Source organism: Streptomyces sp. NRRL S-378 (assembly GCF_000720645.1).
Classification (GTDB): Bacteria; Actinomycetota; Actinomycetes; order Streptomycetales; family Streptomycetaceae; genus Streptomyces.
Map to the genome: position 1 here is coordinate 22,674 of NZ_JOBX01000041.1, position 22,618 is coordinate 45,291.

The following is a 22,618-nucleotide window of genomic DNA, read 5'->3' on the forward strand; positions in this document are numbered from 1 at the left end:
CACGCATCCCGCGCGACACTGACGATGCTTCCATGCGTGGAGCGACCGCGGACGAGCGGCGCTGCTCACGTCAGGTGATCAGGCCGTCGGTAGATACAAGTTTCGCGGCATGGAGTCCCGGGCGGGGGTGAGCCTGTCCGGTTCTGCGGGCCGCTCCCACGGGCGGCGCAGAACCCGTGCGAGAACGCCTTTCTGCGGAAGCAGAAGGACCCCGCCGCCGCGGCCCCCTGGTTCAACCGCGCTCGTCTCCCTCAACCCGCCCGACAACTTCGGCTCGCGCTCCCCGGCCCCGAAGGGCCCGAGGACGCGTACCTGAGCCGCTGAGGTCGTTCTGCAACCCTCCGGATGCCGCGAGTGTTACTGGGCGGAACAAATGGCGTGCACACCGGCGGGTAGGCCGGTCACACTCGCAGGCATGACGGCGAAGATCACGCGTATCAACCCCGAGCAGCTGCATGAGACTCCCGGCTATCACCACATCACCGTGGTGGAGACCGGCCGTACGGCCTACCTGGCGGGGCAGTGCCCTCTCGATCGGAGTGGTTCCCTCGTCGGTTCCGGATCGCTCGAGGTGCAAGTCGACCAGGTCGTCGTGAACGCACTCGCTGCCTTGGCTGCGGTTGATGCCGGGCCGGACCATGTGGTGCGCTCGGTGATCTATGTGCGGAGCGACGACAGAGACGTTCTGGGCGTCGCTTGGCGTCGGCTCACCGACTCGGCTCTCGGGCCGGCGTTCACCACCGCCAGCACGCTGTTGGGTGTTGCGCAACTCGGCTTCACGGGGCAGCTCATCGAAGTGGACCTCACCGTGGCGCTGCCCGACTGAGTCTCGTCGCCTCCAAGGTGTCGAACGCCGGGGCGAACGGGCCGGCTCGCCAACCGGCTCCTCGATCCCGGTCCCGTCGAGGAACAGGCTCTGCCGGGCGGTCGGCTGCTGGTCGGTCGAGCCCCCCTTGCAGACGAGGTCCGCCAGAGGTGAACACCCGTCCGGGCGAACCTGACGGTCACTACAGTTCCGTCGCATGACGACGGTCACCACGCGTGCAGTGGAGTATCCAGCCGACCACCTGGCGATGATCGGGCACCTCGCACTCCCGGCCGGTGCCGATCGCCGGCCCGCAGTCCTGATCGGACCCGAGGGGATGGGACTCAGCCACGTCGAGCGCCGCCGGGCCGAGGCCCTGGCCGAGCTGGGTTACGTGGCACTGGCCTTCGACCTGCATGGCGGGCGCTATGTGAGCGATCCCGAGGAGATGCTGGCCCGTTGCATGCCGCTGCTCGCCGATCCCGACCGGATGCGGTGCATCGGCCACGCGGCCCTTGACGTGTTGCGCGCCGAATCGCGGGTCGACCTCGACCGCGTTGCGGCTATCGGTTACGGCACCGGGGGCGCCATCGCGTTGGAACTCGGGCGCGACGGCGTCGACCTGCGCGCGATCGGGACGGTCAATGCACTGACCACGGGGCGACCGGACGAGGCGGCACGCATTCGCTGCCCGGTGTGGGCCGGAGTCGGTTCGGAAGACCCGATCATGCCGTCCTCGCAACGGGACGCATTCGCTGCCGAGATGCAGGCCGCAGGCGTCGACTGGCGCCTCACGGTCTACGGCGGAGCCTTGCACGCCTTCCATCACCCACCGGTCGACCACGCCGCGCCCCCCGGTGTCGGCTACCACCCGCGGCACGCACAGCGAGCTTGGCGCGACATCGTCGACCTGCTCGCCGAGTGCCTACCCGTAACGCAGTGATGTGGTCGGCCACTGACGCCCGCTCATGCCCGCCGTCCTCGTGCTCGTCCTCGTCCTGGTCCTCGTCCAGCTCCGGCGGGTCCGGGTCACGCAGCGGGCGGGGGACGCCGGCGGCCGGGAACCCTACGCCTGCCCTGCCCTGCCCTGCCCTGCGCCTGCCCGGTCTTGCGCCCCGGTCGGCCTTGTGGAGCCGGCCGGGGCGCTGGCCGCCTGCTCGCAGGCCATGGCACCGGTACGTTCGGGCCGCCGCTGATTCGACAGCCACCGCCCCAGCGGGCGTCCCTCGGCCTCCACGTGCTCGTATGGGACGTCGGGGTGGTGTACGCGGTTGCCCGGCCGGTGCGGCGGGGTGGCCGGGCCGACCGGCGGGGCGTGCGGCCCACGCCCCGCCGTGACCGGATCAGGGCGTCGCCCGGCGCAAGGACAGGGCGAAGGCGCAACTGGTGACGGTGAGGACGACGATCGGCGGCATGGGCAGGAGCAGGAGGGATATCGCCAGGCCCACCAGTGAGCCGATGAGGGGGATCCACCCGAAGGCGGTGCGCCGTTCGACCAGTTCCGGGGCGTGCCGGACGGCGGTGAGGCAGAGGAGCCCGCACGCGATGACGAACAGGGCCATGGCGAGGCTCATTCCCTGGACGATGTCGAGGGTGCAGCGTTCCAGGCCGAGCAGGGTCACGCTCGACTCCCGCATGGCTGCCGAGGAGGCTTGCTGTTGGGGGGTGGGGTCGCCCAGCGCCGTCGCGGCCGCCAGGGCGAGGTGGCCCGTGCCCAGCAGGAGGAAGCCGCCGGCCCCGACTCTGAAGGGTCGCAGTGGCTCGGGCTGGGGCTTGCGCTCGAGGGCGGGTGTGACGATCGCGCTCACCGTGGCTCCTTGAAGTCGAACGAGGCGACCCTCTACATCGGTAGAGGGTGCTGCTGCCCGCACTCTACACATGTAGAGGCGTGTGGGTGGGGGCGGCTGCAGCTCGCACACCGGATTCGACCGCCCACGGCTGATCCCGGCGATCGTTGTCCGTATGTACGGGACGCTCTCCTGGGGGTGGCGCCTGGGGTGCCCTGCGCCCCCCGGGCCCGCTCGTGGAGCCAGTTGTCACCGTCCAGGCAGTGGACGGTGGCGCCGGGCAGCCCATGTCCTTCGTGACTGCCAGCGTCAGGGCACCGATCGAGGCTGGGGCTTCGTACACCTCAACCGGTTCTGGCTCGCTTTCCGTGACACGTGCACGGTGGGTGATGTTCGCTGGGAGACCAGTGGAACCGAAGGGGAGCCTCAGGTGCAGACGATGGGGCAGCCGCGCCGGATCGAGTGCTGTGTAGCGCGAAGGAACAGCGCGACGTAGAAGGCTGTGTCCAGGTCCTTGGTCCACGGGCCTGTTCGAGTAGTGGCCTGTTCCGTTGCTCGGTGCCTGAACCACGTGCTCAGGTCAAGGTTGTCGCATGTCGCCGGGGTTTCGGCTGGCAGATCGATGGCTGCCGCCAGCCTCTCGGCGAGCGGTAGTACCTGAGGAGCGCCGGCCACCATGGACTCGTGGTCGTCGGCCTCGATGGGCAACCAGATCTCCTCATCGAGCGATACGGGCACGAGCACGGTCCAGCCGCAGAGGATCTCCGATTCCTCTCGTGACAGGTGCGTCTGACACAAGGCGAGGAACCCGGTCATATCGGGGGTCAGCTTTTCCTCGAAAGCTTGCCCTGAGCCAGGTGCGAACTCCGTCTCTGCGGGGACGTCCTCGTAGGGCGGCATGCCCCGCCGCCTGAGTTCAGCATTGAGCGCCGAAGCAACTCCACCCCATCCGTCCTCCTCGTCACCGAACCATTCCTCCGCGCCGACGCTCACCAGATAGACGCCCATGTGGGGAAGCTATCGCGCGCATCTGACATCGATCAGTGAGCCAACAGGACTCGCTTGCGGAGCAGTGCGAAGCCGGCCCGGCCGAACATCTGGCGCTTGAGCATCTTGATCCGGTTGACGTGGCCCTCAACGACTCCAGAGTTCCAGGGCAGGGTCAGGCCGGCGATGACCGCGTCGCGGTCGCGGTCGATGCCGGCCGCGAGAGTATGGAGGCTGGGCAGGCCGTCCTGACGGACGGCGTCGAGCCACTGGACGCCTCCCGGTCAGGCAGCAGATCCACCGGCCGGCGATTCTCGACGTCGACGAGCACCGTGCCGTAGTCCCGTCCTTTGCGTGTGGCGTACTCATCAACCCCCATCACCCGCGGGGCCGGGACTTCGGGTTCGGGCAATGCATCGAGCAGCCGCAACACCGCGCTGCGGCTGATGGACACCCCGAAGGCCCGTGCCATCCGGGCGCCGGCCCGGCCGGCGAGGGCGAGACCCACCGCGGCGAGAGTCGACCGCAACCGCTCCGTCCACCGGCTATGCCGCAGGGTCAGCCCGGCATCTGCTCAGAGAACGTCCGCCGCGCGCACGAAGGCTCCGGACAGAAGAACCGCCGGACTCGCAGTTGCAGGACCACCAGACGTCCCCCGCTCGGCACGTCCGCAGGAAACCGCAGGTAAGAGCTGTGCACCCGGGTTGATTCGCCAAGTGAAGGCGAGCCGCCACGTCCGGCAGTGCGACTTGCAGCCAGGGAGAGGCGGCAGCGACGTCATGCTTTGGCATCGGGCATGCCGCTGGTGACGACGATCGCCGCCACATCGCCGGTCTTCGTGCGGCCCAACCAGACGACGCCGCCCGACTCGGCCCCGAACGTGACCAAATCGGCTCGCTGCGACTCGTCGCGTACCCGTTCGCACCCGTCAGCCAACTCCTCGGAGTCGCGCGGTGCAGGAACCCCGTCGTCTATGAACGTGCGAAACGGTGCGGACAAGGTCGTCCACGCGCCTGCGTCGGCGAAGCAGCCGACATTGGCATCGGAGAAGAAGCGGGGCTCCTCGCCCGGCTGAAGCCGGGCGATGTCGTCCTCGACACTCAGGCCCATCTCCCATCCGACGACAGGGTCGTCGCTGATACACAGGCGCGTTGCGGCGCACTCAACGCCGTCGACGTGCTCGCCCATGAACTCGTACGGGCCCGCCGTCCACGCGATCTCTACCCGGTAGACGCCCGGGGGAATGCGCACCGCCAGCTCCCGCGGGGGCCTGGTCGGCAGCCCCCTCTGGTACTCCCAGACCTGGTCGTCGTGCCATGGCGCATCGACGACGAGCCGGCCGCTCGGTACGCGAATCGTCGTCAGCTCCTCGATGCCCGTCACGACTACCGGCGTCGTCGGATCGTCGTACACCGTCCCAAGGTGAGCACCGGGTCTGAAAGCCGCCTCCAAGTACCAGGTGGCCTCAGGGCCGGCTGCCAGCCGCGCGTCCCTGACCCACTCCATGTCTCACTCCCTCCTCGCCACCCGGCCGGGCGGTCAACCGAAAGCTACGTGGGCCCGCTGACATCGGCACTTCTTGCATCGTCGCAATCCGTGATCGTCCCCAAGATCTGTGCCAGAACCGAGACTTGGAACGCCTGTTTGACACGTCGGCGTCGACCAATGGCGGGCGCAGGTTGCCCTGCCTGTGACCGCTACGCGGGCATCGTTTCTCAGCATCCCGCCGCCGGCGGGAGGGTAGCGCTGTTCAGGCAGTGGTCGAGGAGCGCGTGCATGCGGGGGACGGGAAGGGATGGGTTGGCCGCAGCGCCCTCTGCGGTGCGGGGGTCGGGGAGGAGGGCCTCCAGGACTTCGGGCGTCAGGATCGGATTGGCGGCGGCCGCCCGGCGCACCGACTCGTCGGTGTCTTGCACGGGGGGTTGGGGCAGGGTGGGATCGGCTGCGGCCAGGGCGCGTACCTGGGGGTCTGGGTGGCCGATGAGGTGGGTCAGGCCGGTGCGGGGGAACGCGGGCAGGGTCAGCAGGTGCGGTCGGTGGGCTGGGCGGGTGACGAAGACGTCCAGGAGGAGGTGGGGCGGAGCCAGCGGGTGGAGGCAGGCGAGCCGGATCCGTACCTCCTCGTCGTCGTCCCGTGCGAGTGTCTCGACAAGTTTTGCGGGCAGGCCTGGCCAGCTCGCTGCAACCCGGCGGAGTACCGGTTCTCCGGACGCCGCGCACGCGGCGAACCAGTCGGGGGACGGCTCGGAGTCCGGCTCGGTGATCGGGCAGGTGCAGTCCGGACCATGCCCGATGACCCGGTTGATCGCCCGGTACTCGGCCCAGGTGCGGGGGAAGGGGTGGAGGCGTGCGCGCATCCGCACGTCCTCGTCCGGGTCCTCCCTCAGCTCGGTGACCAGGTCTGGTCCCACATCGGGCCGGGCGGCGATCATCTCGCGGACCTTCGCCTCGGGGTGGCGGGCGAGCCGGGCGACGGCGTCGGCCGGGGTGTGGCGGTTCCAGGTCAGGGGGTGCACCCTGTCGTCCGCGAAGCACTGCTCGACGAGTGCGGGGGACAGGGCGCACGTGCCGAGCACGAACGACTTGCTGTGCGAGCCGATGGACGGCAGCTTGGCCTCCACCGCTTCCGGGTCCAGCTCCCAGCCGCTCTCCTGCGCCGCTTCCCGTACGGCGGGGTCGGGGTCGTCGAGCAGGGCCTCCCGCTGCGCAGGGGTGAGTGACTGCCACCCCCAGGTGGCGCGTTTGCGGATTTCGGGGTGGTCGTGCCCGGCCATGGCGCGGTAGAAGGACAGAGGGATCTGCCGAGAGGAACTGAGCTCCTGGACGATCTCGTGCTCGGTGAGCATGCCGTCCTCGCCCCCGTCCTGGGCGGTCATGAAGGTGACGAGGATGTCGTCCGGCAGCGGTCGGACCCGTCGGGGCCGAGGGTAGCGGGACCCTCCGGCAAGCCCAGCGCGGATGATCCCCGACGGGTCGGTTGCCAGGGGGGCGAGTTGTGCGGGGTCGACGTGCTGGTTGCGGGCGAGTCGGCCGCGGATCGCCATGGCCGGGTGCCGCAAGGCTGCGGCGATGACGGCAGCGGGCAGGTCACGGCCCTCACACATCAGCTGGCCGGCCTCACCGGCCGCTCGATCCAGCAGGCGTATCAGTACATCGGAGGGCGCCGCCGGATTGAAGGCGATGCCGCGCAGCCACAGTTCACGGAGAGAGTCGGACACCGCGTCATCCTGCCACCCCATCCCTTGCCCGTCGTGCATACGATGACCAGCCGCGGCACGCAGCCACGGGAACGCACAACATCAGGGCCGAGTCAAGCAACCGGGCGTTGCTGAAACTCGGCTACATCGTCTGCCTTGTCTACGGGGTGTTCCTGCCCTTGGGTATGAACGCTCTCGCTGCTGACCAACAGAGCCACCCAGAGCCTGATCGGAGCGTCAGCCGTCACTTAGCGTGCGCGCATCACGGAAAGCGAGCCAGAACCCGTCAACCGACAGAATTTGTTCATGGGTTCCGGCGGCGTCCAGTGATCATCGACATTCTGGATGTTCGGACAGCGGTCGTGATCGTTCGGCGGAAAAGGAGACGTGCTGTCTGCGACAGAGCTGACACCATGCGGTGTCATGGCAGATGGCAGCGCCAGTACGTTTCATGCGGGCCAGACGGGGCTCATCGTCCGGATCCCGGAGGCGGAGCCGTCCGTCCGCGGGTGGCGTGAACGGCTCGACCCCTCAGCCCAGGCCGGGATTCCAGCCCACGTCACCGTGCTCTTCCCGTTCCTCGATGAGAGCCGCACAGATTCGCTCGTCCACTCCGCGCTCGCGGACGTGCTGGGCAGCCATTACCAGGCCTTTGACCTGCAGTTCGAGAGGTGTGGGCGGCTCCCGGAAGTGCTGTATCTCGGGGGGATCGGGGTGCTGGCGACGGTGCGAGCGACTCCCGCGAGGGCGGATCAGTGCTGGTCGAAGACGTACCCGTGCCCTTCCCCGGTGGGACAGGCAAAGATCCGGAAGTCACCCCACCTCCCCACCGTGATACCGGTGGTGTCGTCGCTGGCCACGGTGAACAGCAGGCGGCACGGCGTGCTGCAGGTCAGGCACAAGACGTCGTAAGGGTCGGTCAGGTGCCACGTGGGCCACCCGCCGAACTTGATCCCGGCTACACGGGTAATGACGTCGCTTCCGTCCCCGGTCGCCTCCACATACCCCTGCACGGACTGGATGAGTTCTTCGTCCGGCAGGGCCTGCGGGTAGGGAAAGTCGATGAGGGGCACCGGGGTGAGCGTGCACCGCACTGGGGAGTATCCGTAGTCCGGGTCCTCCTGCCGTACGGGCAGCGGGGGCGACGCGAGTATCTGCCCCACGTCGGCACTGTTGCGCCAGCGGATCTCCGCGACCGGGCTGACGTCGGCGTGCGGAGCCGGCGGATCCCAGTGGACGTTGGGGCACCACAGGAGCTGGAACACGTCCTTGCCCTCGGGCCACCAGTCGCCCGGCGCGTCTTTGCGGTACACCTGCGCCACCACCACCATGGCGGTCGTTGGTGTCCCGGAACCGGACTTCTCGTCCGGGAGGTCGCAGAACGGCCATGCCTCGTCGGCCGGCCAGAGCAACGGCCCACCCACGGAACTCTGATGGACGGTGGGTTCTCCCGGTTCGGGGGCCAGGACCACGGCCGGCAACGCGTACGGTGCGAGTCCGGGCACGGCGGCGACGATGTCCTCCGCGGAGGGCCGGCTGTTGCAGAGCTGTTCCATGGCCGGAGAGTAACCAACCCTTCCGACAGCCACGCTGGGCCGGAACGCACCAGGTCGGTGAGGACGGCTCGCGGCGCCAGGCGGCGGCTCCACCACCGCCACGAGCGCGATCAGCAGCAGCGCCCGTTCCTGCCGTGCGGACGAGGGGTACGGGAGGAGCCCACCCGGGGCTGATGGTTGGGGGAGACGGTGTGGGGCGGTGGTTGGACCCCGCGTCCGCGGGCGGCCACCGCCACGGGGCTGCGCCCGCGGGCGCAGCCCCGGGCTGGACAGCCTCACGGGGCGGTGTCGCCCCGGGCCCGTTCCTGCCGGAGGAGTTCCGGCAGGTCTGGGAGCCGGTCGAGTCCCTGTACCGGGCGGGCCGTGCGCGCACCCCGGCCCAGCAGCGCCCGGTGGCGGTGCAGGAAGAACCAGTACCCGGCGGTGTAGGGGCAGGCGTCTTCGCCGCTGCGCGAGCCGGGCCGGTAGCGGCACGGACCGCACAGGTCGCTCATCCGGTTGATGTAGGCACCGCCGGACGTGTAGGGCTTGGTCGTCATCCGGCCCCCGTCCGCGTACTGCGACATGCCGACCACGTTCGGCAGCATGACCCAGTCGTAGCCGTCGACGAAGGAGCGGTGGAACCAGTCGGTGAGCGCGGCCGGGTCCCAGCCGCGCTGGAGCGCGTAACCCCCCAGCACCATCAGCCGCGGAATGTGGTGCGTCCACCCGGTGTCCCTGACCTGGCGCAGGACCGTCGACAGGCAGCGGGCCGTGACGGCGTCCGCGTCGAGCGAGAGCCACCACTCGGGCAGCGCGGCGGTGTGCCCCAGGACGTTGGACGTGCGGTAGTCCTCGCCGAAGTGCCAGTAGAGGTGCCAGACGTACTCCCGCCACCCGGCGATCTGCCGGATGAAGCCCTCGACGCTGTTGAGGGGCGCCGTGCCCGCCCGCCAGGCTGCCTCGGCCCGCTCCACGCACTCGGCCGGATCCAGCAGGCCCAGGTTGAGGGAGGAGGACAACAGGCTGTGGCTCAGCACCGGGTCGGCGGCCAGCATGACGTCCTCGTGGGAGCCGAAGCCGGCGAGCCGGTGGTCGACGAAACGCCGCAGCGCGGCGAGGGCCTCCCGCCGGTCGGCCGGGAAGAGCCGCGGCCCGTCCCGGCCGACGAACGACACGGCCCCGGTCCGCTCCCAGCGGTCGAGGTCCTCCCGGACGCCGGCGTCGATGTCGTCCTCGCGGGGCCGGTAGGGCGCGGGTGAGCCGAGGGTCCGTGCTCCCCGCGGGGGTGGTTCCCGGTTGTCGTGGTCGAGGTTCCACCGTCCTCCCGCCGGTTCGCCCCCGTCCATCAGCAGGTCGTGTTCCCTGCGCACATGGCGGTAGAAGTTCTCCAGCCGCAGCCCTCCGCGCGCATGGCCGGCCGCCCACGCCTCGAAGTCCTCCCGGCCCATCAGGAAGCCGCGTGCGGGCAGGACGGTCACGTTGCCGAGCGAGTTCACCAGGGCCGCGGCGGCCCGGGAGGTCGGGTGGTGCACGGTGACGGGCGAGCCGCCGACGGCTCGGCGCAGACCCTCGCGGTACGTGTCCGCCCTGACGTAGACGACACGGTCGCCCAGCTCGGCGGCCCGATGGCGCATTGCCGAGAGGAGCAGGTGCGCCTTGGCCCGGTGGAACCGGCGCCGGCGGAAGACGGCCTGCGACTCGATCATCACCAAGGGGGTGTCGCGGGGGACGCCGTCGTTCCCCTGCGCGGTGAAGGCAGGACCCAGCTGATCGCCGAAGAGCCAGTGTGCGCCGGTCATGTCGCCGTCCTTCCTCGCATGCCTCGCATGGTGCACGCCCCCCTGGCTGCTTCCCGCGTGCCGGGGCGTTCGGACGCACCCCTTCGGGTGGCGGTGCAGGCGCATCCGTCCGTGCCGCTCCCGCCGAAGAGGGGACGCTGGAGTCCGCGAGCGGCGGACGCGGTGCGATCGCGGAGCGGAGGCACGATGGGCGGAACCGAGCGGTGGGAGGCCGCTCCCGACGCGGGTCGTCCGGAGGGACGCACGTGTTCTCACCTCGGCCTCCTGGAGCAGAGCGGCGCGCCCGGGGCCGCGCCGTCCGCCGGATGCCGGGGGTGCGCGCCCCACGGGGCGTCCTGGGTCAGGCTGCGGCAGTGCGTGACCTGCGGGTACGTCGGATGCTGCGACAGCTCCCCGGGCCGCCACTCCTACGGACACCATGCGCGCAGCGGCCACCCGGTGGCCGTGTCGCTCGCTCCGGACGAGGACTGGGCCTGGTGCTTCCCGGACGAGGTCTTCCTGGTCCGGGCCCGGCCCGACGCAGCGGACCCGCAGACAGGCGGGGCGCGGTACTGATGGGAGGCCCTCATGGGAACGAACGGCGCGGACACGCCGGGTACGGAATCGGTGTGGGACTACCCGCGCCCGCCCCGGATCGAGCCCGACACCCGGCACGTCATGGTGTGGCACGCGGGCGTGCCGCTGGCCGACTCCCGGCGCTGTGTCCGCGTCCTGGAGACCAGCCACCCGCCGGTGTTCTACGTACCGCGGGCCGACGTGCGCATGGAACTCCTCCGGGCCTCGGAGCACCGGAGCGTGTGCGAGTGGAAGGGCACCGCCACCTACTGGGACCTCGGCCCGGAGCTCGGCCACCCGTCGGCGGCCCCCATCGCCTGGAGCTACGAGGCCCCGCGCCCGGACTACGCGCCGATCGCCGGGCATCTCGCGTTCCACGCCGACCGGGTCGACACGTGCACGGTGGACGGCGAGCGGGTCCGGGCCCAGCCGGGCGGCTTCTACGGCGGGTGGATCACGGACGGGATCACGGGCCCCTTCAAGGGCGTGCCCGGGAGCCGGGGCTGGTGATGGGGCTCTCCTCCCGCCCGGCGCCGGCCGCGGGTGCGGCCGTGGCCGCACCCGCCGTCCAATCCTTTCCCGGTCCCCGTCCGTTTCCCGGTCCCCGTCCGTTTCCCGGTCCCCGTCCGTTTCCCGGTCCCGGTCCTGGTGCTGAGGCGGTGCCATGACCGAGATGTCTTCCCCCACTCCCCGTACTCCCCGTCTGACGACCGGAGCCGTGGCCAGACGCCTCGGGATCTCGCCCACCACCCTCAGGTCCTGGGACCGTCGCTACGGCATGGGGCCGGCGGTACGGGACGGCGGCCGGCACCGGCGCTGGAGCGTCGAGGACATCGCCGTCCTGGAGGACATGTGCCGCCTCACCACGGCGGGAGTACCCCCTTCCGAGGCAGCCGGCGTGGCGCTGTCCCGGGCCCACAGGTCCCCCGTGCCCGGCACCGGAGCGGTGCCGGGCACCGAGCCGCAGCCGGCCCCCGGCCCCGCCCCCGGCCACGGACCGGGTGGCGGTCTGCCCCTGGGCGCCGTCCGGCAGGAGTTCCGGGGCCTGGCCCGGGCCGCGCTACGCCTGAACGGCCCGGCTCTGGACGAGCTGCTGGCCGTGCTCGTCGACGAGCACGGACTCGTGACGGCCTGGGAAGAGGTGATCGCGCCGACCCTGCACGCGGTGGGCCGCAAGTGGGAGTCCTCCGGCGACCGCTACGTGGAGGTGGAGCACCTGCTCTCCTGGCACGTCTCCACCGCCCTGCGCACGGTCGTAGGCAACGCCCCGCCGGGCCCCCGGGACGCGGCGCCGGTGCTGATGGCCTGCGTCCCCGGCGAGCAGCACTCGCTGCCGCTCGAAGCGCTGGCCGCCGCCCTCGCCGAACGCGCCCTGCCGCTGCGCATGCTGGGCGCCGCGGTACCGGCCGAGGCCCTCGCCGCGTCGGTGCGCAGAACGGGACCCTGCGCCGTCGTCCTGTGGTCCCAGTCCCGGCACACCGCCGACGGCACCTTGGCCCGCCAGGTGGCCGGGACGGCCTTCGGTGTCCGGGGCGCCCGCACGCATCCGCTGGTCGCGCTGGCCGGTCCGGGCTGGGGCAACGGGGCACCAGGCCCCGGCACGGTCCGGCCGACGGGCCTGCGCGAGGCACTGGACGTCCTGGCCCGGCACTGCGGGGCCGGAGCGGGCGCGGCCGCCTCCTGAGGCGGGGGATCCGCGAGGCCCGCGGGTATCACCAGCCGGCGGCACGGGCGACGAAGAAGAAGCCGATCAGTATGGCCCCAGTGACGATGAGGACCAGGAACGCCCCCGGGTGTTCCCAGATCCCACCGTCGCCGCGCTCCCGGTGGGGGGAGGAGATGGATCCTTCGGCCGGGGGAGTCTCCCCGGGGGGTATGCGTGGTGTGGACATGATTCCTGCTCCCGGTCGCTCGGTGCGCCCGGCCCCCGCCCGGGCCGCTGGGCCCGTACGGGAACGGGGCTGTCGGTGCGGCTGCTACGTCGTCGGCGGCCGCGCGGGGACGGACGGGCCCGGCAGGCCCGGGCGGGGCCGGCGGGTGGCCGCCGTCTCACGGGCGGCCAGGTCCGGGTGCCGGCTCCGCCAGTACGGATTGTCGTGCGGGAGGCCGCCGCTCACGCGGCCGTACATGCCGAACGTCATGATCAGCAGGCCCATCAGGAAGCTGAAGACGACGTTCGACATGCCGAAGTCCAGCACGTTTGCGGGGCGGTCGATCAGGAAGAGGTGCACGAAGCCGCTCAGCACGAACAGCGCGCCGACCGTGATGTTGACCGAGGAGGCGATGTTGCCCCCCACCGCGGCGGCGGCGATCAGCAGCAGCCCGACGACAACGGAGACCGCACTGAGGAGCCCGTTGGTGGACAGGCCCGCGACCTGGCGGCCCGCGGTGTCGAACGCCGACAGGCTGCCCGCGAAACCGAGGCAGCCGAACACGAGGAGAAAGAGCCCGCACAGGGCCGCCCCGAACCGGTAGAAGCGGTTCAGCGGGTGGTCGACGGGCAGTTCGTCACGCAAGCGCACGGGGCCCTCCTGGACGATCACGAAACGCGGATCCCGAGGTCCCCACGGTCACCCGTCCCGGTGAACCGGGGCAACTCGCAGTGTTTCTGCATCGAAATGCCGCCCGCCGTCTGCGGCCCGCCCGTACGGGGCTGGGGGCGGGCGGGGCCGGCGAGGCGCTGCACCGGTCCTGCCCGCGGGCGTCGACCGCCGCCGTAGCGGCCACCATCTCATGTCACCGGCGAGCCCCGTCGATGCCTCAGCCGTTCCTGGCCGCGCCTGCCTCGATCCACTCTCGTGCCCGGCGGCTAGCGTGCGGCGTTGAACGAGTAGGTGGCGGTGCCCTTGAAGAACTTGTAGTCGTCGAGTTTGCCGAGCTCGAACTCGTAGGTGCCGGCCGGATGGTCATCGAACTTGGCCGACTGGCCAGAACGGCACTTGATCTTCTCGGTACCGGCGACGTAGTTGTAGCCGTCGGTGCGCCGCAGCAGCACGGTCATGTCCCCGTTGGGGTGGTCGCACTTTTTCACGGTGAAGTGGATGCGCCCGCGAATGCCCGTCTCGAACTCGGGTGTCAGCCAGATGTGCTGGTATTCGAAGTTGACCGTCCGGCTTGCTGCGTGGGCTGAGGCGGCCTGCGTGACGATGAGGACTGCGGCACAACACGTGGTTACGGTGACGTGCGACAGGCGCCGCATGACAACACGAGGACTGGGCATACCGCACACTTTCCATCGGTACTTGAGATTCGCCGCCCATCATTCCGGACGTGACACGGCCGGGGCATCGCACGTGCAGGTGACAGCGCCACGACACCGTTGACCTCCACCCCGTGCCCGCACAGGAGGGAAGGCGCGGCACTCGGTAGCGGTGGCACCACCGTCGTGCCGGGGGCGCGCCGAGGTCTGTGCCCGTACCCCGGGGCGCCGCGGCCGGGAATTCAGAGGCCTGCCGCCGCTTTCTCCCGCTGGCGGGTCCAGGCCCGGGCGGCGATTCCGGCGTCGGTCAGGACGTCGGCCGCCGTGCAGGCCAGGGCTTCGGCGGCCGCCAGCATCACCTTGCGCCCCCGTTCCGAGGCCGCGGCCCGCGCGAAGGCGGGGGTGTGGTCCGAGGCTTCGTCGCCCAGGATCGCGACGAACGGATGGATGGCGGGGACCCGGCTGCTGACGTCGCCGATGTCGGACGATCCCAGGAACACCCCGCCGACGGGCTGGGTGAGGCACACGCCCGAGCGTGCGATGTGGAGGCTGAACCGGTCGGAGAGGACGTCGTTGTCCCGGAAGTGGGCGTAACCCTTGCCCACGCGGGTGACGTCCACCGTGGTGCCGGTCGCGGACGCCACGCCTCGGGCCCAGCCTCCCAGCTCGGCGACCAGCGCATCGAGCTCGTTGCTCGTGGCCGCGCGGAGCCCGAACAGGCCTTCGGCGAAGGCCGGCACGATGTTGGTCGCGCTGCCCCCGTCGGTCACGATTCCCTGGACATGCGAACCGGACGGCAACCGCCTGCTCATCACAGCCGCTGTGTTGAACAGCTGGATGAGGGCGGCCAGGGCGTCGATGCCGCCCGTGGGGTCGCCCGTCGGATGTGCTGCCCGGCCGTGGAAGCCCACGCGGACCTGGACCTGCGCGGTCAGCGGCGCCCAGGACCAGTCGTGCACGCCCGGATGGAACATCAACGCGGCGTCCACCCCGTCGAACACACCGGCTTCGGCCAGGGCGACCTTGCCTCCGCCCCGCTCCTCCGCCGGCGTCCCCACAGCGAGCACCGTGCCCTCGAACTCCTCCTCCAGAACGCTGCGCAAGGCCAGAGCGGCCCCCAGCCCGGCCGCGGCGATCAGGTTGTGTCCGCATGCGTGCCCCAGGTCCGGCAGCGCGTCGTATTCCAGAAGCAGCGCCACGCATCGCCCCCGCCCGCTCCCCGCGCGGGCCACGAAGGCGGTGTCGAGCCCGGCGGTCCCCGGCTCGACGGTGAACCCTGCCCGCCGGAGTTCGTCGGTGAGCAGCCGGGCCGCACGGTACTCCTCGTAGGCGAGCTCGGGGTCTGCGTGCAGGGCGAGGCCGACCGCCCACAGATCGTCCGCCCGGCGGCTGCACTCCCGCCTCATGCGCGCGTACAGGTCATCGGATGGATCTCCCATGGCGCCTCCTCCCAGCCTCGTGCCCGCTTATGTCCAGAGGACGACCGATAACGCGCTGCCTCCCGAACGCCGAATCTCGTCTGCTGGGCGCCGGCGGCCGAGCCGACGGACTCCGCGACGCCGTGGCGCGCCGGGCGGTGAATGCTGACGGATCGGGCAGCTTTTGCCGCAGCAGACGGCTCGTATGAACCGCCGTCCGAGCAGGCCGGCCCCGCGCCCCGGGAGCCGTTCCGTTGCCGGCCCCCCGCTCGCCCGTTCGGCCGTCGGCCGTCGGCCGTCGACCCCGGTTCCGCCACGCCGCGGTGAGCCTGTGCCGTGTGCGCACCTGTGTCGGCCGTGGTCCGGCGGGGCAGGCGCGATCCATGGACCAATCGAAGACACCGGTACTGGATGCGCTGGCGGCATACCAGAGGAGCGGCCAGACGCCGTTCACGCCCCCGGGGCACAAGCAGAGCAGGGGAGCCGACCCCCGTGTGCGGGCCGTGCTCGGCGACGCGGTATTCCGCTCCGACGTCCTCGCCACCAGTGGACTGGACGACCGTACGTCCTCCCATGGAGTCGTGGAGGAGGCCCAGGCCCTGATGGCCGAGGCCGTCGGGGCGGACCACGCGTTCTTCTCCACCTGCGGCAGCTCCCTTTCGGTGAAGTCGGCGATGCTGTCCGTGGCCGGTCCGCACGAGAAGCTCTTGGTGGGCCGGGACGCCCACAAGTCCGTGGTGTCGGGTCTGATCCTTTCGGGTATCCGGCCCGTCTGGGTGGACCCGCAGTGGGACGGGGAGCGCCACCTCGCCCACCCGCCGTCCGCCGAGGCCTTCGAGGCCGCCTTCGCCGAGCACCCCGACGCCCGGGGAGCGCTGGTGACCACGCCCACCCCCTACGGGACGTGCTCGGACCTGGCCGCCATTGCCGAGGTTTGCCACCGGCGGGGCAGGCCACTGATCGTCGACGAGGCGTGGGGTGCTCACCTGCCGTTCCACCCCGAGCTGCCGACGTGGGCCATGGACGCCGGCGCCGACGTATGTGTCACCTCCGTCCACAAGATGGGCTCTGGCCTGGAACAGAGTTCCGTTTTCCACCTGCAGGGCGACCTGGTCAAACCCGAGGTGCTCAAGAGCCGCGAGGACCTGCTCGGCACCACCAGCCCCTCCGTGCTCGTCTATGCCGCGTTGGACGGCTGGCGCCGCCAGATGGTCGAACACGGCCAATCGCTCTACGACCGCGCACTCGCCCTCGCTCAGACCACCCGCGACCGCATCAACCGCATCGACGGCATGCACGTGCACGGCCGCGACGACTTCTGCGGGCCGGGACGGGCAGCAGACATGGATCCCCTCCAGATCATCGTGGACATCAGCGCATGGGGGGCGGGGGTCACCGGGTACCGGGCCGCGGACTGGCTGCGGGAGAAGCACGGCATCAACCTCCACGTCGCCGACCACCGACGTATCAGCGCACAGCTCACCCACGCCGACGACAGCGAAACGACTGACGTGCTGCTGGCGGCTCTGACCGACCTGGCCGCGCACACCGCGGAACTCCGGACCGGCCAGACCGTGGAGGTTCCCCCGCCGGCGAAGTTGCGGCTGGAGCAGGCGGCGCTGCCCCGCGACGCCTTCTTCGGCCGCACGGAACAGGTGCCATGGGAGAAGGTGGTCGGCCGCATCGCCGCCGAGATGCTGACCCCATACCCGCCCGGCATCCCGGCAGCCCTGCCCGGCGAGCGTCTCAACGAGGACGTCCTGCGGTACCTGCGGTCCGGCGTGGAGGCGGGCATGGTCGTGCCGGACGCGGTCGACACGAAGGTCACGAGCGTCCGGGTGCTCCGAGACGAGTGAACGGCCTCCAGTCCCGCCGCGCTGGCGTACGCGGCGGCGGCGCGCACTTCCGGCCGCCGGCACGTACCCCCGAGCAGGGATCACCCACCGGAGACTCCTACGGCGCCGAACAGGAGAGCAACGGCGCCGCAGGCGTCGAAGACTCCGCACCATTCGGACCACTGCCGGGGCGCGACCTGGTCCCTCCTGTAGTGGACGGCGTCCCACACGGCGTGGCCCATCCAGCCGGCCGCGAGGACGAGCAGGGTCAGGGCGCCATCCAGGAGAACGGCTGACAGGGCAAATGCGGCGAAAGCGACGAGACCGGCGAGCTGTCCGGCAAGAACACCCGGGCGGTGCAGTTCATGCCGGACCGCGCCGAAGAGGAGGTAGAACAGCGGCATCGCGGCGAGGACTCCAGCGAGGAACTCCGGCGCGGGCAGGCCGTCGACGAAGGTCAGGCCGGCCAGGGCCAGGGCGATCAGAGTGGGCCAGCGGTGTCCGATCGTGTGCATCCGGGTGCCTCCCATGTGCGGACGGGGCGAGTGCGACGAGGTCACTGTCGGGGGCGCCCGGTCATGCAGGAAAGCGGGGTCTGCTTCGGTGTCCGTTCCCTTGGGGTACCCGTCCGTGCGGACTAGGGTTGGCACATGGGGGAGCGGCTCATGGTGGTGGTCGGCTACGAGGCGGCCGAGTTGTTGGACATCGCGTGCGTGACCACGACCCTGGCCATGGCCAACGGCATAGGGGCGCCCGAGGTCCCGTACCGGGTAGTCCTCGCAGGCCCGGGCGGCACTCCCCTCGTCTGCGGCTCGGGGCTCGTCCTGCACAGTGAGCAATCCCTGGAGCGGCTGACCGGCCCCCTGGACACGCTGATCGTCTCCGGCGGCACGGGGTTCGAGCGGGCAGCGTCGGACACGCGGCTCGTCGGACACGTCCGCCGACTGGCCCGGGAGAGCCGGCGGGTGGCCTCGGTGTGCACGGGCGCGGGAGTGCTGGCCGCCGCCGGACTGCTGGACGGCCGGCGTGCGACCACGCACTGGCGCTTCGCCCGTCTGCTCGCCGAGCAACACCCGAACGTGGCCGTGGACCCCGCACCCATCTTCGTCCGCGACGGTCACGTCTACACGGCGGCAGGCGTCACCAGCGCGCTGGACCTCACCCTTGCGTTCGTCGAGGAGGACCACGGCCCGGAACTGGCCCGCCAGGTGGCCCGGGACCTCGTGGTGTATCTCCAACGGCCCGGGAACCAGGCGCAGATGAGTCTGTTCACTGCAGCTGCGCCGGCCCGGGACGACGTGGTCCGTGCGCTCGTCGAGCACATCGCTGCCCACCCTGATGACGACCTGCGCGCGGCTGCGCTGGCCGCGCGGGCCGGAATGACCGTACGCCACCTCAACCGTCTCTTCACCCAGCAGGTCGGCCGGGCACCCGGCCGCTACGTCAGGCAAGCCCGCACCGAAGCGGCCGCGCAACTGCTCGCCTCGACGACGCTGCCGATGTCCAGCGTGGCAAAACGCTGCGGTTTCGGCAGCGCCGAGGCGCTGCGGCAGGCGTTCACAGAGCGGTTCGGGATCGCCCCGTCCCGCTACCGTGCGGCAATGCGCCGCGACTGAGCCCGCCGGGGACTCCCCAGGAACCTGACACCCCCGTTTACGCTCGACGGCGCATTCGTCCTCGACGCACCCGAGGGCCGACACGGCCCGACCTCCGCCCGTGCCCCACCATCCGGTGGCGGTCATGCCGAGCGCGGACCGCCCTTCACCCTCCAGGGCGCAGCCGGCCATGCCGACGGGCGAGGGTCTGGACGCCGTCGCTGCCTCGCGCCCCTGCCCGGACCGAGCCTCGTGGACCGTCCTGCAGCGTCCGGCGACGCTCGGCGTGCTGGACTGGCGAGCGCCGCGCAGGCTGGGGGTATGGAGCAGGCGCCGATCCTCGTGCACCGGATCTCCCCGTCGGGCGGCCGACGGGTCGTGATCAGGATCTGCGGAGTCGACACCGTCCTCGGCGTGGCTCACAGCGATCAGGACCTGATCGAGTTCCTGCAGCGTCTCGACATCCCCGACTGCGACGAGCTGGTCCTCGGGGACTCCGAGGTCATCGCATGGCAGGGCGGGAAGCCGCATCAGTACGAGGTCGGCGAGGGGGAGTAGGAACCGACTCCCCAGCATCCGCCGCAAGCGGTAAGCAGCCGGAGCGGGTGGACCCGGGGGAGGTTGCGGACCTCGTCGGCGAGGCGGGGGCCAGGGCACTGCCCCGGGCGCGGCGCATCCGCCACGGCCGCAGGAGCGAAGGCGCCCTGGGGCGGTTGAGCGAGCACGAAGGGTCCGACGAACGGGAAGGCCGGCACCAACCCCGCCGCAGAGCGTTCTGCCGCGGCGGCAGGGCAGATGATCCCGATCCCGGGCCGTTCTGACCCGCGCCTGCCTGTCGGCCCTCTGTCACTGGCTTGGGACGTCCACCGGTGACAACGGAGTATGCACTGGTCCAGCGACGGCGGGAAATGGGTGTTTACGCTGGGGGTAAGAGCGTTTCCGGAGGCCGGTGTGGCAGGCAGCGACCGTTACCACCTGGATCAGGACGGCCACTCCATTACCGTCCTGCACGACCCGCGGCGTCAGCGCGCGGAGGTTTGGGTCGACGGGAAGACCGTCGCGGCAGCCCGCACGCAGCGCCACGCTGCCACCGTTCTGCAGGCCGAGATCCCCGACGTTCCGCCCCGGCAGGCGGTCATCCGCGTCGGTCACCCCGATGACCCCGGGGACATCCCCCTGTGCGTGCTGGAGACAGGGGGCAGCCGCTACCTCATGCCGCTCGTTTCCCTCACCCGCGAGGAGCAACGGCCGGTTGAACGCACACCGCCTGCCCGCACTCCTGGTGAGCTCTTCGCGCGGTGGAGGTCGCGCTATCGGGACCACCGGAGCGGCCGCCGCATGTGACCCCTCGTTCGGGTGGCCGGTTGCGCCGGGGCGGGGCAGTGAGCTGCCACATCCACGTCATGGAGACTCCTCCGGCACGGGTGAGGCCGGCGCTCGCGCTCCATCAGGGTCCTCTTCCATCCCTGACGTCCGAGTCGGTCAGGAACCTATTGCAGGGCCGCGTTCTCGCGGTCGAGCAGGTCCAGCAGCAGTTCCCGGTGCAGAGCGGCGACCGGTTCGAGCAGGTCGGGGTGACGCAGCAAGGGCGCGGCATCGTGTTCATGGTCGCCCGGGCGGGCGAGTCGGGTGACCTCGCCGGCCTGGCCGCGACCGACGAGCCGGTGGGCGGCCAGGGCGAGGGCGGGCGCCGCGAGGAAGCAGGCAGCCCAGCTGACGACGGTTTCGTCCACCCAGGTCCGCCAGTCGGCAGCGGCGTCGCCGCCGTGATCGGCGCCGGTCAGCCAGTCCAGCCGGGTGCTTCCGCCCGGGCCGAGGAGATGCAGGAGCTGTGCGTCGAGTGGGGTCGGGTACCGCAGGGCGGCCGCAAGGGCGACGGCCTGCTGGGCCTGGGCCTCGGCGAGGGCCCGGCTGAACGCGCCCGGGGCGGGCGGGAAGGCGGTCAGTAGCCAACGGGTGCCGGCGGCTATGACGGGTGTGAGATCAGCGGACATCGCGGCTTCCTCGGGGGCGTGCTCGCCCTGGGCCGTATCGGGTCCGCGAGCTGCGGCGCGAAGCTGCGCCGCTCCGCTCATGGGCGATCAGGGTAGCCGGATGCGACGGGAGTGCGGCATGACGCACGTCACCGTTCACCCAGGGGCGGCGGGCCCGGACGCGTGAGTACGGGCCCGCCGCCCCCGGGCGGGCTTCAGGACTTGCCGCGGCCGGTCACGAAGTCGCGCGCCCGGTCGACCAGGCCGGCGCCCGGTGCGAGGAGTTTGCTGGCGGTGGGGCTGCTCGGGGCGGCGGGGTGCGGGCGGGTGGGCGCCATGGCCTTGGCGCGGCGGATCTTGTCACCGAGATCGTCAAGCTGCTGGGGGGTGCAGGCCCGCTGCAGCATCGGGAAGAGATTGCTCTCCTCATCCTGGACGTGGGCGGCGACCTCGTCCATGAGCTGCTGCAGGAGCGGGCTGATCTGCGCGTCGTCGGTGCTCATCTTCTCCAGCTGCTTGAGGATCTTCTCCACCCGGCTGTGGTCCTCGATCTCCTTGTCGGCCATCCGGTCGCCGCCTGGGACGTGCTCGCGTACTGCCGGGTAGAGGTACTGTTCTTCGGCGACCGAGTGCCGCACCAGCTCGATGGTGATCTCGTCGATGAGATCGCGGAGCTCCTGTCCCGTGCCGCTCATGGCCTGGAGGCGGCTGAACATCTCCTCCACCTCCCGGTGGTCGGCCATCAGCTCGTCGATCACATTCCCGCCGTGTCCCATGTCGTCTCCATGCGTGTTCGTGGGTGGGCCGCTCCGGCCCGATCCGATCGGTTCCCCGCCCGACCTGGAGACGCCCGGGCGCACGGAACGTCTCACCCGCATGGAGGGGGAGACACCCCTCCGATGCGGCGGGGCGGAAGGCGGGTGGTTCAGGGTCGGTCGCTTCTGCTGGTCAGCAGCCGCCCGAGTGTCCAGGTCGTGATCAGCCGGTCCGGTCCCAGGCCGATGCGTGCCGCGCGTGCGTAGCCCGTGCTCTGCCAGTGCAGCTGCTCGGGGGCGTGGGCGTCGGTGTCCACGGCGAAGCGGCATCCCGCGGCGGCGGCCTGCACGAGCAGGTCGTCCGGCGGGTCGCGGCGCTCGGGCCGGCAATTGATCTCCACGGCCGTGCCGGCCTCCGCGCAGGCGGCGAACACGGCCTCGGTGTCGAAGCGGGACTGCGGGCGTCCCCGGCCGGTGATGATCCGTCCCGTGCAGTGTCCCAGCACGTCGACGTGCGGGTTGCGCACCGCGGCCAGCAGGCGGGCGGTCATCGGGCCGGGTTCCGAGCGGAGCTTGGAGTGCACGGATGCCACGACGATGTCGAGCCGGCCGAGCAGGTCCTCGTCCTGGTCGAGTGAGCCGTCCTCGAGGATGTCGCACTCGATGCCGGTGAGCAGCCGAAAATCCGGGCCCATTCGGGAGTTGAGGGCGGCCACGGCCTCCAGTTGCCTTTCGAGCCGCTCGGGGCTCAGGCCGTGGGCGATCGTCAGCCGCGGCGAGTGATCGGTCAGAACGGCCCACCGGTGGCCCAGGGCGCGGGCCGCGTCGGCCATGTCCTCGAGCGGGCTGCCGCCGTCCGACCAGTCGGAGTGCAGGTGACAGTCCCCGGTGCTCGTAGCCGAGAGCTCCCAGCCGGCCCGGGCTTCCGGTTCGGCTTCGGCCTCAAGGCGGGCGAGGTAGCGCGGTACCGCGCCGGTGGACGCCTGCGCGATCACTTCGGCGGTGACGGGGCCCACCCCGCGCAGCCCTGCGGCCTGCGCGGCGGCCACGGGGCCCGGTGGCAGGTCGCGGACGGCATCGGCTGCCGTGTGGAAGGCCCGAACCCGGTACGGGGACGCCCCGCGCCATTCGAGGAGGAAGGCGATCCGGCGCAGGGCTTCGTCGGGGGTCATGGC

At 71.1% G+C, this 22,618-nt stretch carries 26 protein-coding genes and 1 pseudogene; 10 read left to right on the plus strand and 17 right to left on the minus strand.

All coding sequences use genetic code 11. The annotated features are described in order from the left end of the window. The first annotated feature begins 415 nt into the window (after window positions 1-415). Together IH80_RS0125735 and IH80_RS0125740 are read left to right on the plus strand one after the other, a co-directional pair. Window positions 416-826, plus strand: a complete 411-nt coding sequence (locus tag IH80_RS0125735; protein ID WP_030963646.1) for a RidA family protein — start codon at window positions 416-418, stop codon at window positions 824-826. 196 nt (window positions 827-1,022) lie between these two features. Next, window positions 1,023-1,748 carry a dienelactone hydrolase family protein gene (locus IH80_RS0125740; protein ID WP_030963647.1) on the plus strand — a complete coding sequence of 242 codons (726 nt, stop codon included), beginning with the start codon at window positions 1,023-1,025 and terminating at the stop codon, window positions 1,746-1,748. 400 nt (window positions 1,749-2,148) lie between these two features. On the opposite strand, the gene IH80_RS0125750 is transcribed toward IH80_RS0125740, so the two are convergent. The 7 genes from IH80_RS0125750 to IH80_RS0125770 all read right to left on the minus strand — a co-directional run bounded on the left by IH80_RS0125750 (window position 2,149) and on the right by IH80_RS0125770 (window position 6,797). Then, window positions 2,149-2,613, minus strand: coding sequence for an LIC_13387 family protein (locus IH80_RS0125750; protein WP_234432384.1), 465 nt, complete (start codon window positions 2,611-2,613; stop codon window positions 2,149-2,151). Between the two features lie 405 nt (window positions 2,614-3,018). After that, window positions 3,019-3,600, minus strand: a complete 582-nt coding sequence (locus tag IH80_RS0125755) for a hypothetical protein (protein ID WP_030963651.1) — start codon at window positions 3,598-3,600, stop codon at window positions 3,019-3,021. Between the two features lie 32 nt (window positions 3,601-3,632). After that, on the minus strand, window positions 3,633-3,821 hold the full coding sequence (locus IH80_RS43995; RefSeq protein WP_107056901.1) for a transposase: 189 nt from the start codon (window positions 3,819-3,821) through the stop codon (window positions 3,633-3,635). Next, window positions 3,755-4,087: a hypothetical protein gene (locus IH80_RS44910; RefSeq protein WP_158943610.1), complete on the minus strand. Its 333-nt coding sequence runs from the start codon at window positions 4,085-4,087 to the stop codon at window positions 3,755-3,757. The genes IH80_RS43995 and IH80_RS44910 overlap by 67 nt, the downstream gene beginning before the upstream one ends. 50 nt (window positions 4,088-4,137) lie before the next feature. Further along, complete coding sequence (locus IH80_RS47420; RefSeq protein ID WP_420708858.1) at window positions 4,138-4,278, minus strand: hypothetical protein; 141 nt, start codon at window positions 4,276-4,278, stop codon at window positions 4,138-4,140. Between the two features lie 78 nt (window positions 4,279-4,356). Then, window positions 4,357-4,992, minus strand: a complete 636-nt coding sequence (locus tag IH80_RS39705) for a DUF4241 domain-containing protein (RefSeq protein ID WP_158943612.1) — start codon at window positions 4,990-4,992, stop codon at window positions 4,357-4,359. Window positions 4,993-5,294: 302 nt separating this feature from the next. Next, complete coding sequence (locus IH80_RS0125770) at window positions 5,295-6,797, minus strand: hypothetical protein (protein WP_030963654.1); 1,503 nt, start codon at window positions 6,795-6,797, stop codon at window positions 5,295-5,297. Between the two features lie 402 nt (window positions 6,798-7,199). Between IH80_RS0125770 and IH80_RS47205 the strand changes: the two are divergent. Beyond that, window positions 7,200-7,430, plus strand: a pseudogene (locus tag IH80_RS47205) (2'-5' RNA ligase family protein); the annotation flags it as partial. Between the two features lie 98 nt (window positions 7,431-7,528). On the opposite strand, the gene IH80_RS44000 reads toward IH80_RS47205, so the two are convergent. Together IH80_RS44000 and IH80_RS0125780 are read right to left on the minus strand one after the other, a co-directional pair. Next, window positions 7,529-8,332 carry a hypothetical protein gene (locus IH80_RS44000; RefSeq protein WP_051809924.1) on the minus strand — a complete coding sequence of 268 codons (804 nt, stop codon included), beginning with the start codon at window positions 8,330-8,332 and terminating at the stop codon, window positions 7,529-7,531. Window positions 8,333-8,607: 275 nt separating this feature from the next. Then, a complete protein-coding gene (locus IH80_RS0125780; protein WP_030963657.1) occupies window positions 8,608-10,113 on the minus strand; it encodes a cryptochrome/photolyase family protein in 1,506 nt (501 codons plus the stop codon). A 186-nt stretch (window positions 10,114-10,299) separates the two neighbouring features. Between IH80_RS0125780 and IH80_RS46925 the strand changes: the two genes are divergently transcribed. The 3 genes from IH80_RS46925 to IH80_RS0125795 all read left to right on the plus strand — a co-directional run bounded on the left by IH80_RS46925 (window position 10,300) and on the right by IH80_RS0125795 (window position 12,352). After that, complete coding sequence (locus IH80_RS46925; protein ID WP_078906746.1) at window positions 10,300-10,668, plus strand: UBP-type zinc finger domain-containing protein; 369 nt, start codon at window positions 10,300-10,302, stop codon at window positions 10,666-10,668. 12 nt (window positions 10,669-10,680) lie between these two features. Beyond that, window positions 10,681-11,178: a DUF427 domain-containing protein gene (locus IH80_RS0125790; RefSeq protein ID WP_030963658.1), complete on the plus strand. Its 498-nt coding sequence runs from the start codon at window positions 10,681-10,683 to the stop codon at window positions 11,176-11,178. 163 nt (window positions 11,179-11,341) lie between these two features. Continuing rightward, window positions 11,342-12,352: a MerR family transcriptional regulator gene (locus IH80_RS0125795; RefSeq protein WP_030963660.1), complete on the plus strand. Its 1,011-nt coding sequence runs from the start codon at window positions 11,342-11,344 to the stop codon at window positions 12,350-12,352. A 28-nt stretch (window positions 12,353-12,380) separates the two neighbouring features. Here IH80_RS0125795 and IH80_RS0125800 read toward each other — a convergent pair whose 3' ends face one another. The 4 genes from IH80_RS0125800 to IH80_RS0125820 form a co-directional block, all read right to left on the minus strand. Beyond that, on the minus strand, window positions 12,381-12,560 hold the full coding sequence (locus IH80_RS0125800; protein WP_030963661.1) for a DUF6480 family protein: 180 nt from the start codon (window positions 12,558-12,560) through the stop codon (window positions 12,381-12,383). A gap of 84 nt (window positions 12,561-12,644) precedes the next feature. After that, window positions 12,645-13,190, minus strand: coding sequence for a DUF4383 domain-containing protein (locus IH80_RS0125805; RefSeq protein WP_051809932.1), 546 nt, complete (start codon window positions 13,188-13,190; stop codon window positions 12,645-12,647). A gap of 287 nt (window positions 13,191-13,477) precedes the next feature. Beyond that, window positions 13,478-13,888, minus strand: coding sequence for a hypothetical protein (locus tag IH80_RS0125815; protein WP_234432386.1), 411 nt, complete (start codon window positions 13,886-13,888; stop codon window positions 13,478-13,480). A gap of 221 nt (window positions 13,889-14,109) precedes the next feature. Then, on the minus strand, window positions 14,110-15,306 hold the full coding sequence (locus tag IH80_RS0125820; RefSeq protein WP_030963665.1) for an amidohydrolase: 1,197 nt from the start codon (window positions 15,304-15,306) through the stop codon (window positions 14,110-14,112). A gap of 362 nt (window positions 15,307-15,668) precedes the next feature. Here IH80_RS0125820 and IH80_RS0125825 point away from each other — a divergent pair, with 362 nt between their 5' ends. Further along, complete coding sequence (locus tag IH80_RS0125825) at window positions 15,669-17,141, plus strand: aminotransferase class I/II-fold pyridoxal phosphate-dependent enzyme (RefSeq protein ID WP_030963667.1); 1,473 nt, start codon at window positions 15,669-15,671, stop codon at window positions 17,139-17,141. An 80-nt stretch (window positions 17,142-17,221) separates the two neighbouring features. On the opposite strand, the gene IH80_RS0125830 is transcribed toward IH80_RS0125825, so the two are convergent. Then, window positions 17,222-17,635, minus strand: coding sequence for a hypothetical protein (locus IH80_RS0125830; protein ID WP_030963668.1), 414 nt, complete (start codon window positions 17,633-17,635; stop codon window positions 17,222-17,224). 135 nt (window positions 17,636-17,770) lie between these two features. On the opposite strand from IH80_RS0125830, the gene IH80_RS0125835 reads away from it, so the two are divergent. From IH80_RS0125835 to IH80_RS0125845, 3 genes are all read left to right on the plus strand, one after another. Beyond that, window positions 17,771-18,736 carry a GlxA family transcriptional regulator gene (locus IH80_RS0125835; RefSeq protein ID WP_030963669.1) on the plus strand — a complete coding sequence of 322 codons (966 nt, stop codon included), beginning with the start codon at window positions 17,771-17,773 and terminating at the stop codon, window positions 18,734-18,736. Window positions 18,737-19,036: 300 nt separating this feature from the next. Continuing rightward, window positions 19,037-19,273, plus strand: coding sequence for a hypothetical protein (locus tag IH80_RS0125840; RefSeq protein WP_030963670.1), 237 nt, complete (start codon window positions 19,037-19,039; stop codon window positions 19,271-19,273). 393 nt (window positions 19,274-19,666) lie between these two features. Beyond that, a complete protein-coding gene (locus tag IH80_RS0125845; RefSeq protein ID WP_030963672.1) occupies window positions 19,667-20,059 on the plus strand; it encodes a hypothetical protein in 393 nt (130 codons plus the stop codon). 146 nt (window positions 20,060-20,205) lie between these two features. Here IH80_RS0125845 and IH80_RS0125850 read toward each other — a convergent pair whose 3' ends face one another. From IH80_RS0125850 to IH80_RS0125860, 3 genes are all read right to left on the minus strand, one after another. Next, window positions 20,206-20,709, minus strand: coding sequence for a hypothetical protein (locus tag IH80_RS0125850; RefSeq protein WP_030963673.1), 504 nt, complete (start codon window positions 20,707-20,709; stop codon window positions 20,206-20,208). Between the two features lie 194 nt (window positions 20,710-20,903). Beyond that, entirely contained in the window at window positions 20,904-21,464 is a 561-nt protein-coding gene (locus tag IH80_RS0125855) for a hemerythrin domain-containing protein (RefSeq protein WP_030963674.1), read from the minus strand. A 149-nt stretch (window positions 21,465-21,613) separates the two neighbouring features. Next, complete coding sequence (locus tag IH80_RS0125860; RefSeq protein WP_030963675.1) at window positions 21,614-22,615, minus strand: PHP domain-containing protein; 1,002 nt, start codon at window positions 22,613-22,615, stop codon at window positions 21,614-21,616. Window positions 22,616-22,618: the final 3 nt, after the last annotated feature.